Source organism: Polaromonas sp. P1_F1, from assembly GCF_056405795.1.
In genome coordinates this window covers 110,081-124,666 of record NZ_JBFUBJ010000001.1, presented here as the reverse complement: position 1 = coordinate 124,666, position 14,586 = coordinate 110,081, and the positions used below count along the sequence as shown (strand labels likewise).

General features: G+C 61.7%; 15 protein-coding genes. 9 read left to right on the top strand and 6 right to left on the bottom strand.

Annotated features, from left to right (window positions below; genetic code table 11):
• Window positions 1-80 precede the first annotated feature (80 nt).
• The gene (locus AC1DZE_RS00665; protein ID WP_477699676.1) at window positions 81-1,847 is read right to left on the bottom strand and encodes a FimL-related protein; all 1,767 of its coding nucleotides are present in this window, start codon (window positions 1,845-1,847) and stop codon (window positions 81-83) included.
• 393 nt (window positions 1,848-2,240) lie between these two features.
• Between AC1DZE_RS00665 and senA the strand changes: the two genes are divergently transcribed.
• Window positions 2,241-3,497: a selenoneine synthase SenA gene (gene senA, locus AC1DZE_RS00660; RefSeq protein ID WP_477667981.1), complete on the top strand. Its 1,257-nt coding sequence runs from the start codon at window positions 2,241-2,243 to the stop codon at window positions 3,495-3,497.
• A gap of 35 nt (window positions 3,498-3,532) precedes the next feature.
• Here senA and AC1DZE_RS00655 read toward each other — a convergent pair whose 3' ends face one another.
• Window positions 3,533-4,645, bottom strand: a complete 1,113-nt coding sequence (locus AC1DZE_RS00655; protein ID WP_477671922.1) for a substrate-binding domain-containing protein — start codon at window positions 4,643-4,645, stop codon at window positions 3,533-3,535.
• 166 nt (window positions 4,646-4,811) lie between these two features.
• Here AC1DZE_RS00655 and AC1DZE_RS00650 point away from each other — a divergent pair, with 166 nt between their 5' ends.
• The 7 genes from AC1DZE_RS00650 (at window position 4,812) to AC1DZE_RS00620 (ending at window position 9,990) form a co-directional block, all read left to right on the top strand.
• Window positions 4,812-5,558, top strand: coding sequence for an ABC transporter permease (locus AC1DZE_RS00650; RefSeq protein WP_477671921.1), 747 nt, complete (start codon window positions 4,812-4,814; stop codon window positions 5,556-5,558).
• Complete coding sequence (locus AC1DZE_RS00645) at window positions 5,555-6,244, top strand: ABC transporter ATP-binding protein (protein ID WP_477667978.1); 690 nt, start codon at window positions 5,555-5,557, stop codon at window positions 6,242-6,244. Before AC1DZE_RS00650 ends, AC1DZE_RS00645 begins: the two co-directional genes overlap by 4 nt.
• The gene (locus AC1DZE_RS00640; protein WP_477671920.1) at window positions 6,241-7,086 is read left to right on the top strand and encodes an ABC transporter substrate-binding protein; all 846 of its coding nucleotides are present in this window, start codon (window positions 6,241-6,243) and stop codon (window positions 7,084-7,086) included. Before AC1DZE_RS00645 ends, AC1DZE_RS00640 begins: the two co-directional genes overlap by 4 nt.
• A gap of 200 nt (window positions 7,087-7,286) precedes the next feature.
• A complete protein-coding gene (locus tag AC1DZE_RS00635) occupies window positions 7,287-8,060 on the top strand; it encodes a molybdate ABC transporter substrate-binding protein (protein ID WP_477699675.1) in 774 nt (257 codons plus the stop codon).
• Window positions 8,061-8,293: 233 nt separating this feature from the next.
• Window positions 8,294-8,674, top strand: coding sequence for a DUF2946 family protein (locus AC1DZE_RS00630; protein WP_477699674.1), 381 nt, complete (start codon window positions 8,294-8,296; stop codon window positions 8,672-8,674).
• Between the two features lie 200 nt (window positions 8,675-8,874).
• Window positions 8,875-9,447, top strand: coding sequence for a YcnI family copper-binding membrane protein (locus tag AC1DZE_RS00625; protein WP_477671917.1), 573 nt, complete (start codon window positions 8,875-8,877; stop codon window positions 9,445-9,447).
• A 57-nt stretch (window positions 9,448-9,504) separates the two neighbouring features.
• Window positions 9,505-9,990, top strand: a complete 486-nt coding sequence (locus AC1DZE_RS00620; RefSeq protein WP_477671916.1) for a copper chaperone PCu(A)C — start codon at window positions 9,505-9,507, stop codon at window positions 9,988-9,990.
• A 15-nt stretch (window positions 9,991-10,005) separates the two neighbouring features.
• On the opposite strand, the gene AC1DZE_RS00615 is transcribed toward AC1DZE_RS00620, so the two are convergent.
• The 3 genes from AC1DZE_RS00615 to crcB form a co-directional block, all read right to left on the bottom strand.
• Window positions 10,006-11,181: a sigma-54-dependent Fis family transcriptional regulator gene (locus AC1DZE_RS00615; protein WP_477671915.1), complete on the bottom strand. Its 1,176-nt coding sequence runs from the start codon at window positions 11,179-11,181 to the stop codon at window positions 10,006-10,008.
• Between the two features lie 193 nt (window positions 11,182-11,374).
• Window positions 11,375-12,040: a barstar family protein gene (locus AC1DZE_RS00610; RefSeq protein WP_477667971.1), complete on the bottom strand. Its 666-nt coding sequence runs from the start codon at window positions 12,038-12,040 to the stop codon at window positions 11,375-11,377.
• 64 nt (window positions 12,041-12,104) lie between these two features.
• The gene (gene crcB, locus AC1DZE_RS00605) at window positions 12,105-12,491 is read right to left on the bottom strand and encodes a fluoride efflux transporter CrcB (protein ID WP_477646309.1); all 387 of its coding nucleotides are present in this window, start codon (window positions 12,489-12,491) and stop codon (window positions 12,105-12,107) included.
• A 39-nt stretch (window positions 12,492-12,530) separates the two neighbouring features.
• Between crcB and AC1DZE_RS00600 the strand changes: the two genes are divergently transcribed.
• The gene (locus AC1DZE_RS00600) at window positions 12,531-13,253 is read left to right on the top strand and encodes an aspartate/glutamate racemase family protein (protein ID WP_477671912.1); all 723 of its coding nucleotides are present in this window, start codon (window positions 12,531-12,533) and stop codon (window positions 13,251-13,253) included.
• An 8-nt stretch (window positions 13,254-13,261) separates the two neighbouring features.
• On the opposite strand, the gene AC1DZE_RS00595 is transcribed toward AC1DZE_RS00600, so the two are convergent.
• Window positions 13,262-14,572: a TRAP transporter large permease gene (locus tag AC1DZE_RS00595; RefSeq protein ID WP_477667969.1), complete on the bottom strand. Its 1,311-nt coding sequence runs from the start codon at window positions 14,570-14,572 to the stop codon at window positions 13,262-13,264.
• Window positions 14,573-14,586: the final 14 nt, after the last annotated feature.

Below are 14,586 nucleotides of genomic sequence, written 5' to 3'. Positions count from 1 at the left end.
AGCCAGTTTAAAACAAGGGTGTTTTCTCGGGCATTTCACCTGCTGCCCTCAGGCGCAGCCCCGGCCGCGCTTATGGCGGTTCAGTTGTCCTTGTCGGCCTTCAGTTCGCCTTTCACCGCGTCATACACAAACAGCTTTTTGGCCAGGCCGGGCTGGTAATTGAGCATGTCAATCAGGAAACTCAAGGCTCCGAGATTGTTGCCGAGGCGATCGACCGATCCTGCCATGTGGGCCTGCTGCTCATTGGCACCAGGTTTGAGCATCTGTTCCACGAGTTCACGCATGTGCATTACCGCCAGGGCTGCCTGGTCTACCCCCAGCATGGACAGCACGCCCTGCATCTGCGCGAGTTGCCCTGGTACCACGGCCAGGGGTTTTTTGTCCTCCGGCGTGCGGAAAAAGCTGTCGAGGGATTTTTCCAGCACACCCAGGGCCACGCGCAGTTCACCCACCACGCTTCCCATGGTCTGTTTGTCGTTGACGCGCTGGTACAGCTCCTCCATCCACGACTCCAGGGGTTGTGGCTGTCCGCCCGTCCTGGCGCTTTCAAGCCGCTCCGCCAGCCGGGCTGTCCGGGCCCACAGGCGCGGGTCGTTGGGGTCGAAATCGTCAAACACGGCTTCCAGGTACAGCACGGCGGTTGCCACCTCCAGCGCCAGTTCGGGGCTGGGGGCCTGACCCGAGCTGACCGTCGAGGCGATCACGCGCGTCAGTGACCGCGCCATCGGCTCGCTCGGCGGATGCAGTTTGACCAGTGAATCCGTCACCAGGCTGAACTGGTCGTTCAGGGATTTGAACTTGCTCAGGTCTCCAGCGGTGGCTGCAGACCATGTTTCCTTTGCCGAGCTGATGCGCTTGCGGGCCTGTGCGATCAGGGCCGGGGCGAAGCGGCCGAACTGGACCGACTCATAGTCCACCGGCTTGAACCGCGTCAAGCCATAACTTGAACGAACCGCCGACAGCACCGGTGCGTCGCTGGAGCGCGGGACTTTCGCCTGGGAACACAGGAAAAGCAGATCTTCCGCAAGCCGGGCCGACGCCTCCGTACCCTTGGCCAGCCAGACATACTGAAGCAGGATGCGCAGGGTTGCACGCTTTACATAGAGATCGATTTTCAGCAGCCCTTTTGCCAGTGCTTCGAAATACGCCGCTGCTATTTTCCAGAAGGTCCTGGGTTCGATGCCGGTTTGAGCCTGGGCGAAGCCCAGGCACACATCGMTGAGGCTCTGTGCGGCTTCTGCATCACCGGTCCGGATGAGGGTCAGCATCAGCCGGTCCAGCAGCTGCCTGGATTCCCCGCCGTACGCCCTGGCATCGACGGTGATATTGAGGACCGGCTCTATCCAGCGCCATTGGAACACCCAGAGATCTGCCGGATGGACGCGATCGGCGCCAACCAGGCCCTGGATGTCGCGGTACTGGGGAAAAAGTGACACCGCAGACACCGGTTTTCCGGCCAGCACGTCTTCGAGGTAATGCGCCAGGGAAAAACCAGCAAGTTCGATTTTGGTCGCAGCGTCCTGTGTGCATTGCCCCGGTGTCTGGATGAACTTTTGCACCGCCGTTTCCATGGCCCGCAGCACCAGCGCAGGCGCGCTCATGCCGACCATCTCAAGCGCGCCGACCGCCTGGTGCAACTGCTGGCGGGCAGTGCGTAACTGGCCGGCATCGAGTGCTGCAAGATCGGAGTTGCTGACGCCTTCAGCCTCCCGCAAAAAACGTTTCAGGGCTTTGTTGGAGCCTTCCAGCGACTTGCGCAGTTCTTCCAGCACCCACGCCAGGGGCCCGAGGTCCAGGAGCGTCATGTCGAGCTCGGCGGGCGATGAGTTCAGATCGTGTGGTTGCATAAGTGGCGTGCTGGTGAGTGAGTCAAGGGGCGGGGTCAAGGGGCAGTCGATGCGTCCTCCAGACACCTGCAGGCATTCTCAAGATACGGGGCGACTGGCCGGAGTCTATCCGTGTACTTGTTGTTACAAAAGGGGGTAAGTCGCCGTGGCGCGACACCTTGCCATCAATATTTCGTCGGGTTGGCAGGCCCCCTTGTTTGTCCTCGAGCCCAGTATGCAACCTAAACACTTATGCGCGCCAGCCGGTCGTCCGTCTGCTATTCTGGCCTCAATCGGCGCGCGGCTTTGATGGTGTCTTGTTTGTGTCCATTCGTGTCGATGCTTGCCAGACTTTGTGCGGGTTCAAGACGCTACACCTTTTCATTACTCCCGCCAGCAATCATTTTTTTCGCGATGGACCGCCAGATCGATTCGCCCCTCATGCGCAGCGCCGGCCGTGACGTCCTGTCGCTGGCGCTGATGGATGCCCGCAATCACACCTTGCGGATTTTTGGCCAGTACCAGCAGGCGCTGGAATCCGTTGGTTTTGCCGTGCCGGCCTCCCCGCCGCTGAGCCCCCCGCTGTGGATGCTCGGCCACGTCGGCTGGTTCCAGGAATGGTGGATCGGCCGCAATGTGCAGCGCGCGCAGGGAATACGCTGCGCACCGGGGCACACCCGCCTCGCTTCGATGGAACTCAACGCCGACCGCTGGTGGGACCCTGCGAGTGTTCCGTACAGCCAGCGCTGGGCGATTGACCTGCCCGATGTGGACGTTTGCCGTGCCTATCTGCTCGACACGCTGGAAAGCACACTGGAACTGCTGGGAAAAGCCGGTGAAGACAGCGATGCACTCTACTTCTACCGCCTGTGCCTCTTTTATGAGGACATGCAGGCCGAAGCCTTGACCCACGCAGCGCAAATGCTGGGTGTGCCCATGGAAAAGGATTTATTGCAAGCCTTCACGCCCCCGTCCATGGCACTGAGGGGCGCGCTGCTGGTCCCGGCTACCGTCTGGAAAATGGGCTCTGCCGCACCATCGGACACTGCAGGCTTTGCCTTCGACAACGAACTGGCGCTGCACGACATCAGCGTGCCCGAGTTTGAGATCGACGCGCAGCCGGTGAGCTGGGCGCAGTTCGTGGAGTTTGTCGATGACGGCGGCTATGACCGGCCCGAGTTCTGGCAGCCCGAGGGATGGGCGTGGTTGCAGGCCACCGTCAAAAGCGAGGGCAGGCGCGGTCCGCGTTACGTTGAACAGATCGGTGTGGCCAGCGGCGCCGTGATGCTGACGCGCTTTGGCAAGGCCATGCGTATGCTCGGCAACCAGCCGGCCATGCATATGAGCTGGTGGGAAGCTGACGCCTGGTGCCGCTGGGCTGGCCGCCGCCTGCCCGCAGAAGTGGAATGGGAAACCGCTGCGTGCACGGCCGCCCGCAGGGGCTTTCGCTGGGGTGACGTGTGGGAGTGGACGGGCACCACCTTTCGCGCTTACCCGGGTTTTGTGCCCGGTCCTTTCGCCGCCTATTCCGAACCCTGGTTCGGCAGCCACAAGGTGCTGCGTGGCGGCTCGTTCGCCACACGTGCGCGCCTGAAGCATCCCCGTTTCCGCAACTTCTGCCTGCCCGGACGGGATGATATTTTCTGTGGCTTCAGGTCTTGCGCGCTATAAAAAGAATAGCTGCCTGCGCTCTTCTATAAAGGATTTCAGGCACTTTTCGCCAATTTTTCCTTGCGGTATGTCCACCAGGGCAAAGTGGCGCGCAGGGACAGCACCTTGCCGCTCTGGGCCGTTTCGCCGCTGTAGCCGGGCAACTCTTCCAGCGTGGCCTGCCAGTCGCGGCTCTGGAGCTCCTTGAGCAGTGCCTGCACCTGCGGCGTGGGCAGTTCGGACTTCAGGCACACCAGGTGGTAGCGCTCCTGCGCCAGCGGGATGAAGCCCAGGCCTTTCTCGCGCGCTGCCGTTTCAATGCCAAGGCCGGCATCGGCGACATTGCTGGCAATCGCCTGGGCTACGGCCGTATGGGATGGCTCCTGGCTCTGGTAGCCCTCGATATCTGAAGTCGCCACACCGGCTTTGCCCAGCAGTTCGTCCAGCAACACGCGCGTGCCGGTGCCTTCCGCCCGGTTCACGTAACGCACGCCCGGCCTTGCAAGGTCGGTGATGCCGGCGATCTGCAGCGGGTTGTTTTTGGCCACGATCAGGCCCTGCATGCGATGGGCGAAGCCGATCAGCTTGTGCAGTCCGGGTTTGAGCAGGTTGCGGTAGGTTTGTGCGGTCACGGACTGACTGCCAGGCTGGTCCAGCGTGTGAAATCCGGCCATCATGCAGCGTCCCGCGTTCAGGGCGGCAATGGCGTCCACGCTGCCCATGAACCGGATGTCCAGGTGCAGCCCGCGCGGGCTCGCCTGCTCGCGCAACGCAGAAAGCGCTGCGTCGTGGCTTGCATACAGCGTGAGCACATGGGCGTTGTCGTCAAAGGCGGTGGAAAAGGCCCGTTCGATGTCGCCTCGCAACGCTTCGATCTGTGGCGCCAGCCGAGCCTGTGCCTGCCGCTCGGCCCAAAGCAGTTTCTCGCCGAATTCCGTGAGCCGTGCCCGCTGGCCTTTGTCCCAGACGATCAGCGTTCGGCCCAGGGTCTGCTCCCAGTCTTTGAGTGCACCCCACACGTGGCGGTACGACAGGTCGAGCGCCTTGGCGGCTTTGGAGATGGAGCCCTGCTCACGCACCGCATGGAGCATGTCCATCAGCGGATTGCGTATCAGGGCGTTTTTGCCGCGCTGGGGTGTGAGCAGGTAAGAGAGTTCGACTTTATGCATGGCAAACGGTAAGTGCACAGATTATGAGTGCATCGGTCGGCGGGAACGGGTCGGGGACGCGGTGGACAGCTTGGGTTTGCCAACCTATGCAAATGAATTCATAGCGATGATTCCCGATGCAAATCAAGGACTTAGGCCCTAGGCTAGAGTGCCGCACAGCTTTGACATGAACACCTTCTCAGACAGCGCCGCCACGGCATTCACGCTCATCACCTCGCTCGATCCCATGCTGGCCAGCATCGTGGCCCGTTCATTGGCCGTGAGTGCTTGTGCCTGCCTCATTGCCTGCAGCGGCGGCTTGCTGCTCGGTGCGTGGCTGGGCGTGTCGCGCTTTCGCGGCCGCGGTGCGGTTCTGGCCCTGCTCAACACGGCACTGGCCCTTCCGTCGGTGGTGGTCGGGCTGGTGGTGTACCTGTTGCTCTCGCGAACCGGCCCCCTCGGTTTTCTGGGCTGGCTGTTTTCCTTCAAGGCCATGGTGCTGGCGCAGGCCGTGCTGGTGCTGCCGGTCGTCACCGCGCTGGTCCGCCAGGCGATTGAAGATGCCGACCGTTCTCATGGCGAGCAATTCCGGTCGCTGGGTGCGGGCCGCTTTGTGCGCGGCCTCATTCTTTTGTGGGACGAGCGTTATGCGTTGCTGACGGTGCTGATCGCCGCGTTCGGCCGGGCGATCTCGGAGGTCGGCGCGGTGATGGTGGTGGGCGGCAATATCGACGGCTTCACGCGCGTGATGACGACTTCGATTGCGCTGGAGACCAGCAAGGGCGATTTGCCGCTGGCGCTGGCGCTGGGCATCGTATTGCTCGGGGTGGTGCTGCTGCTGAACATCCTGATCGCCCTGGTGCGGCGCTGGCGTGAGCGGTTCGACGACCGCCTGCCGGATGTGGCCCTGGCCACCGGGGGTGCGCAGCCATGACGCAGGTGTTCAACCTGCATGCCATCGGTGTGCAGTTCGGCCAGGTGCAGGCGCTCAGCGGCTGCAGCCTGCGTATCAAGGCCGGCGAAAGACTGGCGCTGGTGGGCGCCAACGGCAGCGGAAAGAGCACGCTGCTGCGAACCCTCAACGGCCTGGTCCGGCCTTCCAGCGGCAGCTTTCAGCACGACGTGCAATTGCGGCAGGCCATGCTGTTCCAGCGGCCCTACATGCTGCGCGCCAGCGTGCTGAACAACGTGGCACTCGGACTGTGGCTGGGTGGTGTGCGCTGGAAAGAGGCCAAAGTCCAGGCACTGGCCGCGCTGGAGCGCGTGGGGCTGGAGGACCTGGCCACACGCAATGCCAAGGCTTTGTCCGGAGGGCAGCAGCAGCGCGTGGCGCTGGCGCGCGCCTGGGCGCTCAAGCCGCAGGTTCTGCTGCTCGACGAGCCCACGGCCAGCCTGGACCCCACGGCCAAGCGCGAGGTCGAGCGCCTGATGGCGGAGTTTGCCGATGCCGGCATGACGCTTATTTTCAGCAGCCACAACCTGGGGCAGGTCAAGCGGCTGGCCACCCGGGTGATTTACCTTGAGCATGGCCGGCTGGTAGCCGACTTGCCGACTGCGGCCTTTTTCACCGGTCCTGTCCCCGCAGCGGCAGAAGCATTTTTAAAAGGAGAACTTGCATGAACAGCTTGAGCATGGTATCGGGAATTTTCGGGTCGATCAGGGCCTTGGTGCTTGTCCCGCTTGCGCTGGCAGCTACTGTTTCGATAGCACAAACCAACACTATCGTGATGGCGTCAACCACCTCGACCGAGCAGTCGGGCCTCTTTCCCTACCTGCTGCCCGAGTTCAAAAAAGCTACGGGCATTGACGTGAAAGTAGTCGCTGTCGGCACCGGCCAGGCTATCGACATGGGCCGCCGGGGGGACGCCGACGTGCTGTTTGTGCACGACCAGGTGGCGGAAGAAAAAGTCGTAGCCGAAGGTTTTGCCATCAAGCGCTTTCCTGTCATGTACAACGATTTCGTGCTGATCGGCCCCGCAGCTGATCCGGCCAAAACCAGGGGCAGGGACATTGTCGAAGCGCTGAAAAAACTCAGCGCCGCCAATGCCGGTTTTATCTCTCGCGGTGACAAGAGCGGCACGCATGCCGCCGAGCTTCGCTACTGGAAAGCCGCGGGCGTTGAGACGCCGGGCGACAAGCCCGCGTTTGCCAACTACAAGGCTTGCGGCTGCGGCATGGGCCCGGCGCTCAACATCGCGGCCAGCAGCGGCGGCTATGTGCTGGCCGACCGCGGCACCTGGCTGTCCTTCAAAAACCGCGGCGACCTGGCCGTGCTGGTCGAAGGCGATACCAAGCTGTTTAACCAGTACGGCGTGATGGTGGTGAACCCCGCCAAGCATCCGCAGACCAAAGTGGTGGAAGCGCAGAGGTTTGTGGACTGGATCATCTCGCCCATGGGCCAGAACGTGATCGCCGGTTACAAAATTGGCGGTGAGCAATTGTTCTTCCCAAACGCTAAATGAGTTCCCCCCTGCCCAGGCTCACTGCGTGTAGCCTGTCCTCCCCTACAGGGGACGGTGAAATTGGCTCACCCCCGTCCAAGCTCACTGCGTGTAGCTTGTTCCCCCCTCGAGGGGGCGGCGCTTGCGGTCTGGCAAAGCCAGTCCCGCGGCGCCTGCTGGTATGGATTGCTGCTGCGGTTGTTTTTTCAGGAGGCCTGACTATGGCGCATGCCCAATCGCCCGCAGCATCTGCTGAAGGCGCCGCGCCGCTGCGCGTGTATGCGGCGGGCAGCCTGCGCGAAGCGCTCACCGAAGTGGCCCGCGCGTACGAATCCCGCACGGGCGTGAAAACCCAGCTGACGTTTGGCGCCTCCGGACTGCTGCGCGAACGCATTGAAAAGGGCGAGCCTGCGCAGGTGTTTGCCTCGGCCGATACGCAGCATCCCCAGCGCCTCTATTCCGCAGCGGGCAGTGCATGGGTGCAACCCACGCTGTTTGTGCGCAACCAGCTGTGTGCTCTGGCCGTGCCGCAGCTCAATGCCGATTCGGGAAAGTTGCTCGACCTGATGCTGGATCCCGCCGTCAAGCTCGGCACCTCCACGCCCAGGGCGGACCCGTCGGGCGACTATGCGTGGGCAGTGTTCCGCAAGGCGGAAGCACTCAAGCCCGGTGCTTACACGGCACTGGACAGCAAGGCACTCAAGCTCACCGGCTCACCCGAAGCACCCCAGCCTCCGCCGGGCCGGAGTACGTATGAGTGGCTGATCACGGAGGGCCGCGCCGACCTGTTCCTGACCTATTGCACCAACGCCGTGGCGGTTCGCAAAGAAGCGCCGCGCATGAACGTGGTGCAGATGCCGGCTGCCTTGCAGGTGAGTGCGGCCTACGGTTTGACTGCGCGAAGCGGGGATGCTGCGGCTGCGCAGTTTGCTGCCTACTTGTTGACGCCGGAAGCGCAGGAGGTGTTTCGGCGGTTTGGTTTTGGGGCGCCCTAGCAAGACACCACCCCCGTCCAGTCTCACTGCGTGTAGCCTGTTCCCCCCTCGAGGGGGCGGCGCCTGCGGTCTGGCAAAGCCAGTCCCGCGGCCCCCGCTGGTAGTGTCCAAAGAATTCTTCAACCCAGCATGAGCCGCGGAACCGGCTTTGCCGGGCCGCAGGCGGGCGGCCCCCTCGGGGGGCAGCGACCCACACGAAGTGGGGGAGCGTGGGGGCTACATATAATCACCCCGTGCCCCACCACCCCGCATCCCGTCCGACCCTTCCCGTATGGGAACGCCTTGCCGCCTGGCTGGCTTTCCTGGCCGTGGCGGCGGCGTTGTGGGCACCGGTGTCCATGCTCGCCCAGGACGTGCGCAGCGGCAAGCTGAGCGGCATTTGCAGCGTCAACACCGCTTCGTCTGATGCCGGCGTGGACTCCACCGATGGCAATGCAGCCTCCCCAGGCCAGCGCTGCGACCTGTGCGGCTCAGCAGGGCTGGTGCTGCCACCTCTACCGGTAGCAAGCGTTTCCTGTGTCACCGGTACCACGGTTGCGGTGGCGGATATTCCGGCAACCACCGGCACAGCCATCTCCGGGCTGCCTTTCAGCCGCGCACCTCCCGCACTTTGAACTGAACCGCCTCTCGCTGGAGGCCTCAGGCATCCCGCGCACGGGCCTTGCGGCCGGCGCCGTGCCATCGTTCATTTCAGCGTGCACTTTCACGAGCCTTTTCTGCGCACCCGTGCGCTCCGTTCGGCATGGCGCTCGCTGGCCCTAATTTCAGCCGCAAATCCTGCTGCCTTTAATTTTCAATCCTGTAAGAATCAATCATGAAATACCCAAATGCTATTAAAACCATAGCTGCTTGCGCTCGTCCCTATTGGGCTGGAGCTATCTTTATTGCCGTATCGCTGCCTGCCGCCGCACACGTCACCCTGGAATACCAGGTCGCGAATGCAGGCAGCTACTACAAGGGCACATTCAAGGTCGGGCATGGCTGCGGGAATTCACCCGTCAAACAGATCGTGGTCACCATCCCCGCGGGTGTGCAGGGTGCCAAGCCCATGCCCAAAGCAGGCTGGACGCTGGAGGTCACACGTGAGAAGCTGGCGCAGCCGCTGCTGGATCACGGCAAAACCGTCACCGAAGACGTGTCGCGAATCAGCTGGACAGCTAAAACCCCCGCTGACTACCTGCAGAACGACTGGTACGACGAATTTGTGCTGCAGGCCAAACTGCCCGCACAGGCGGGCATGTTGTATTGGCCAGTCAGCCAGGTTTGCGAGACCGGCAAGGTTGACTGGGCCGAAGTGCCCAAGCCAGGCCAAAAACTGTCCGACCTCAAAAACCCTGCTGCCGCGCTTGAGCTGATGCCTGCAGGCGGTGGTGAACACAATCACTGAGCGAGCCCCGGCGGTTTTATTTCCGATTCAATTTACTGCTTCAAGGAGCATTTACACATGACATCCGCAAAATTCTCAAAAGCCGTGTTGGCATTTTCGATGGCACTGGCCAGCATGGCCGCCCTGGCCCAGACGGCCGCCGTCAAGGTCGATGGGGCGTGGGCGCGTGCCACCGTGCAAGGGCAAAAAGGCACGGGGGCTTTTATGAGCCTCACCGCCAAGGATGGGGCCCAGCTGATCGGCGTGTCGTCGCCGGTGGCGGGCGTGGCTGAAGTGCATGAAATGAAAATGGACGGCGACGTCATGAAAATGCGTGCCGTGCCATCGCTTGATTTGCCTGCAGGCAAAAAGGTCGATCTCAAGCCAGGGGGTTACCACGTCATGCTGATGGACCTCAAGGCACCGCTGGCCAAAGACAGCACAATCCCCGTGACCCTGCTGTTCAGGGACGCCAAAGGTGTGGAAAGCAAGCTCGAGCTGAAGCTGCCGGTTGCCACTGCCGCACCGGGAGCAGCCGGTGCCACGGCCGAGCACAAGCACTGATTTGTGTTTGCGGGGTTAGTTGCGTTTGCCCGGGCCCAGGCGGCGGTAAACCGTGGCCCGGCTGACGCCGAGCGCCTTTGCGGCCTGCAGCACATTGCCGCGTGAATCGGTTACCGCCTTGCGGATCAAGGCGGTTTCGAGTTCCTTCAGCGTTCGCGACGCGGCGCCTGAAGGCGGCAGGCTGGTTGCCGGGGGCGGCGAGTCCCGGCCGGGCAACTGCGGCAGCGCGTGCAGGCGCAGGCCTGTCCAGAGCGGCACCTCGAGGATGCCGCCATTCACCGGCGCCTGGCGCTGCGCCGCGTCAAACAGCATTTCGAAGGGCATGGCAAAGAGATCGTTGCAATGCGGCGTCATGCCTGCGGTGAAGCCCAGCTGTGAAATCATCTGCCGCGCCGCCTGGTTGGCGCCAGTGACGCAACCATCGGTATCCACGCACACCAGCCCATCGGTCTCATCCCCCAGCGTGCGGCCCGGCCAATTCAGCCGGATCAGCAATGCATGGGGTTTGCCCAAAGTGAGTGCGTTCTCTATGCTGCGCGCGGATTGCGCAACGAGGTGTTTGAGCTCGGGTCTCTCGACCACTTCGATGCCCGTCAGGTCCAGCATGCCGGCGCAGCGGCCGTCGGGGCCGAACAAGGGCGCGCCGGCGCAGCTGTAGACCGAGGTGGCATCAAAAAAATGCTCACCCCGATGCAGCCACACCGGTTGCAGTTCGGTCAGCGCTGCGCCGATGGCGGTAGTGCCCACTTGTTGTTCCGAAAGGTCCGTACCGATGCGTGTGATCATGTCGGCACGGCGGTCGCGCCGGTCTATCGGGCCATTCACATTGATGACCACGCCGGCCTGGTTGGTCAGGATGGCGAAGTAGCGCGTGTCGGCAATGGCCTGGCCCAGCTTTTCCAGTACAGGTGCCGCAGCTTGCACCAGCTGGTGGTTGGCCTCCAGCGTGCGGCGCAGCGCGGCGGCCGGAACGATATCGAAAGAAGGCGCCCGCTCGGGCCGCTGGCCGCCGGCCAGGCAGCGCTGCCAGGAGCGCTCTATCCAGCTTTCAACCACCGGGCTGACACCTCCGGGCGTGTACTCACCGTACAGAACCGCTTGCCGTGCGCGGCCTATGTTGGCCAGCCGGTCCGGCCCGCCGCTTGAGAGAGCCGGATACACCGATGTCATGGGGGTTGTCATGGAGGCCATGACGCATTGTGGCCAATTCAGGCCGTTCGCGGGTGGTGGCGGCTTTGGTTGACTGCGCCGGTATGACAAGCGCGTGCGGGCTGCAAAAGCCGGCCGGCTTACAGACTGGGAAATTTATAAGAAAAGTGGCTCCAGCCCAGACTCAGTTTGCGCAAGTAGCTATAAAAAAATAGCAATTTTCGACTGGATAGCTTTATTCCTGAATGCGCAATCCAGCACCCGAAAATACCTCAGTCAATCTATCGAAATAGCTGACATCGTTCGTGAGGGTTTCACAGACAGTTGAAAACTGTTTTTTATCTTTGAAAGCTATTTTGCAATCCAATCTGTTCTCCCTCAACACATCGTAAAGAGCATCGAGATTGGTGCCTGCATAGCCTTTGTACCCAAAAAAAGCTTCGCCAAGCCGGCAATACAAATCCTGCTTTGAACGCAAGCCTGCTGCGTCAAGGACGATGGGACTTTCATCCACCTTTGCCTGAATCCAGTTGGTTTTCGAAGTTAATGCCTGACACATGGACAACCATGAGTCGCCATACTGCACGCTCAAGTCAGACCAGTTAATAGAAAGACCGTCTGCCCACGCATCCAGCAGCATCGATTTGAACCCGTCGTACTCGCCAAACAAGGCCAAGAGGTAAGTGCGCTCCCCCACGGTCGCTAAATTATTTGCGACGTAAAAAAGGGAAATCCGAAACTCAACACCGGCGTACACCTTCCACAGCGAATACAGGACACCGGTTTCCAATTGGGCGGAAGCACCACGTGCCTTCAAATTCCACATTGAAATCAAAAAACCGTCCGGGCTTTCACTCAGAGCATGAGACATGCCCTGAACGTTTTCGACATCCCATTCCATTTCAACGGCGCCAGATTCCCTGCGAATTAACATTGATATCATTTTTTTAACCTCCAGCCCATATTCAGCGTGCGCCAGCAGCTATAAAAAACATAGCAGTTTTGAGGCCGGCCACGGTCATCAACAGGGATCCCAGCACGTGCACGGTGGCCGTAAGCGCGGCCAGCCCGTAGCGCGCTTCCATCAGGAAAATCACTACTTCGGCCGAAAACGAGGAAAACGTGGTGAGACCGCCCAGGAACCCCGTCACCAGCGCCAGCCGCCACACCGGGTCCAGCTGGGGCATGGACTGGAAGCCCGCGATGCAGATGCCAATCAGGTAGCCGCCAATCAGGTTCGCCGCAAGGGTGCCCCAGGGAATGAGGCCGCCCGGCGTCAGCCACAGGCCGAGGCCCCAGCGCGCCAGCGCACCGATTGAAGCTCCAAGAGAAATGGCGATGACGTTCAACATGGCGGTGGCGGGTGGTTTGTTTGGCGGGAGAATGGAGCCATGACTTTAACCTCAGCACCCGCTTTCAGCGAGCCTTCGGGCTTTCTGGGGGTGGTGATGCTTGATACGCGCTTTCACCGGTGGCCGGGTGACATCGGCCACCCAGACGCGTTTGGCGTGCCCGTTCGCCAGCGGGTGGTGTCGGGAGCCGGGCCCGGCAAGATTGTGCAGACCGCCGCCGGCCTGCGTGCTGCGGGCGTGCTGCCGGCTTTTGTGCAGGCGGTGCAGGCCTTGGCGAGCGAGGGCGCGTTGGCCATCACCACCAGTTGCGGTTTCCTCGTGCTGCTGCAGGACGAATTGCAGGCGGCCGTGGAGGTTCCCGTTATCACTTCCAGCCTGCTTCAATTGCCGGTGCTGCTTGCACGCCACGCCAGGGTGGGCGTGCTGACCATCAGTTCAGCGGCGCTGGGTGAGGAACACTTGCGTGCTGCAGGTGTGGCGCATGAGCGTCTGGCGGATGTGGTGGTGCAGGGGGTGGATCCTGAAAGTGAATTTGCTACTGCCATTCTGGGTAACCGCCCGACCATGGACAGGGAGAAGGCGTGCGGCGATGTAGTGGCGGCTGCGGTGGCCCTGAGGCAGCGAGAGCCTTCATTACAGGCAGTGGTGCTTGAATGCACCAACTTGCCGCCGTACCGCCACGCAATTGAAGAGGCCACCGGCTTTGAGACCTGGGCGCTGACTGACGATGAGAGACTTCTGTCGCCCTGGCGCGTCCGCTGAGCCGCTATCTATTTATCTTTGCCCATGACGAGATCAGGCAAGCTGGTCACGATCTGCGGGAATACCGTGATCAGCACAATGCACACCACCAGGCAGCCAAAGAAGGGAATGGCGGCGCGTGCAATCGTGTTGCTGTCTTTGCCGGTCATGTTTTGCAGCACAAAAAGATTGAAGCCCACCGGCGGCGTGACTTCGGCAATCTCGACCAGCAGGATGATGAAGATGCCGAACCAGATGAGATCGAAACCGGCCTTCTGGATCATCGGCAGCACCACGGCGCTGGTCAGCACGATCATGGAGATGCCGTCGAGCGCGGTACCCAGGATCAGGTAGACGATGGTCAGCACACCGATCAGCGCAAACGGCGAGAGGTTCATGCTGTTGACCCATTCGGCCAGCTCACGTGGAATGCCGGTGAAAGCCATGGTTTTGGTCAGGAATGCCGCGCCAGCCAGGATGAACATGATCATGCAGCTGGTGCGCGTCGTGCCCATCAGGCCCTCTTTGAAGTTTTGCCATGTCAGTGACCGGCTCCACAGCGCCAGGCCCAGTGAACCGGCCACACCGTAAGCCGCGCATTCGGTGGCCGTGGCATAGCCGCTGATCAGCACCCAGCAGATGAAAACGATCAGCGCAGCGCAGGGAAGCAGGTTGCCCGACTGCCTGATCTTCTGCATGAACGTGGAAGGCGGGTCGGCGGCGGGCACCTTGTCGGGATGGCGCAGGCTCCACCAGATGATGTAGCCCGAGAACAGCGCCATCAGCAGAAAGCCCGGGAAAAAACCCGCCAGGAAGATGCGGATGATGGACGCGTCGGCCGCGACGGCATACACCACCATGGTGATGGACGGGGGAATCAAAATACCCAGCGTGCCGGCGGTGGCGAGGGAGCCCAGGGCGATCTTCTCGTCGTAGCCGCGCTTGAGCAGCTCAGGCAGCGCAACCTTGGAAATCGTGGCGCAAGTGGCGGCCGACGAACCCGAGACCGAGCCGAAGATCCCGCAGCCCAGGATGGTGGTATGCATGAGGCGGCCGGGCACGCGGTTGAGCCAGGGGCGCAGGCCCTCAAACATCTCTTCGCTGAGCTTGGTGCGAAACAAAATCTCGCCCATCCAGATAAAGAGGGGCAGGGCTGCCAGTTCCCAACTGGCATTGCTTTCCCAGAAAGCACTGAAGAGATTCTTGCCCGGTTGGGTTGTTGTGAAAAAGGCCTGCCCGACCCAGCCGCAGATGGCCAGGGTCATCGCAATCCACACGCCGCCCGAGAGCAGCAGCATCATGAGCAGCAGCAAGATGCCGCCCACCATCAGGATATCCATGTTGTTGTCTTTGT

Coding starts and splice junctions, on each gene's coding strand:
- AC1DZE_RS00645 (WP_477667978.1), top strand. CDS start 5,555: ATGACGCAGGTGTTCAACCTGCATGCCATCGGTGTGCAGTTCGGCCAG.
- AC1DZE_RS00595 (WP_477667969.1), bottom strand. CDS start 14,572: ATGGATATCCTGATGGTGGGCGGCATCTTGCTGCTGCTCATGATGCTG.
- AC1DZE_RS00635 (WP_477699675.1), top strand. CDS start 7,287: ATGGCGCATGCCCAATCGCCCGCAGCATCTGCTGAAGGCGCCGCGCCG.
- AC1DZE_RS00650 (WP_477671921.1), top strand. CDS start 4,812: ATGAACACCTTCTCAGACAGCGCCGCCACGGCATTCACGCTCATCACC.
- AC1DZE_RS00655 (WP_477671922.1), bottom strand. CDS start 4,645: ATGCATAAAGTCGAACTCTCTTACCTGCTCACACCCCAGCGCGGCAAA.
- crcB (WP_477646309.1), bottom strand. CDS start 12,491: ATGTTGAACGTCATCGCCATTTCTCTTGGAGCTTCAATCGGTGCGCTG.
- AC1DZE_RS00640 (WP_477671920.1), top strand. CDS start 6,241: ATGAACAGCTTGAGCATGGTATCGGGAATTTTCGGGTCGATCAGGGCC.
- AC1DZE_RS00620 (WP_477671916.1), top strand. CDS start 9,505: ATGACATCCGCAAAATTCTCAAAAGCCGTGTTGGCATTTTCGATGGCA.
- AC1DZE_RS00615 (WP_477671915.1), bottom strand. CDS start 11,181: ATGGCCTCCATGACAACCCCCATGACATCGGTGTATCCGGCTCTCTCA.
- AC1DZE_RS00625 (WP_477671917.1), top strand. CDS start 8,875: ATGAAATACCCAAATGCTATTAAAACCATAGCTGCTTGCGCTCGTCCC.
- senA (WP_477667981.1), top strand. CDS start 2,241: ATGGACCGCCAGATCGATTCGCCCCTCATGCGCAGCGCCGGCCGTGAC.
- AC1DZE_RS00610 (WP_477667971.1), bottom strand. CDS start 12,040: ATGGAATGGGATGTCGAAAACGTTCAGGGCATGTCTCATGCTCTGAGT.
- AC1DZE_RS00600 (WP_477671912.1), top strand. CDS start 12,531: ATGACTTTAACCTCAGCACCCGCTTTCAGCGAGCCTTCGGGCTTTCTG.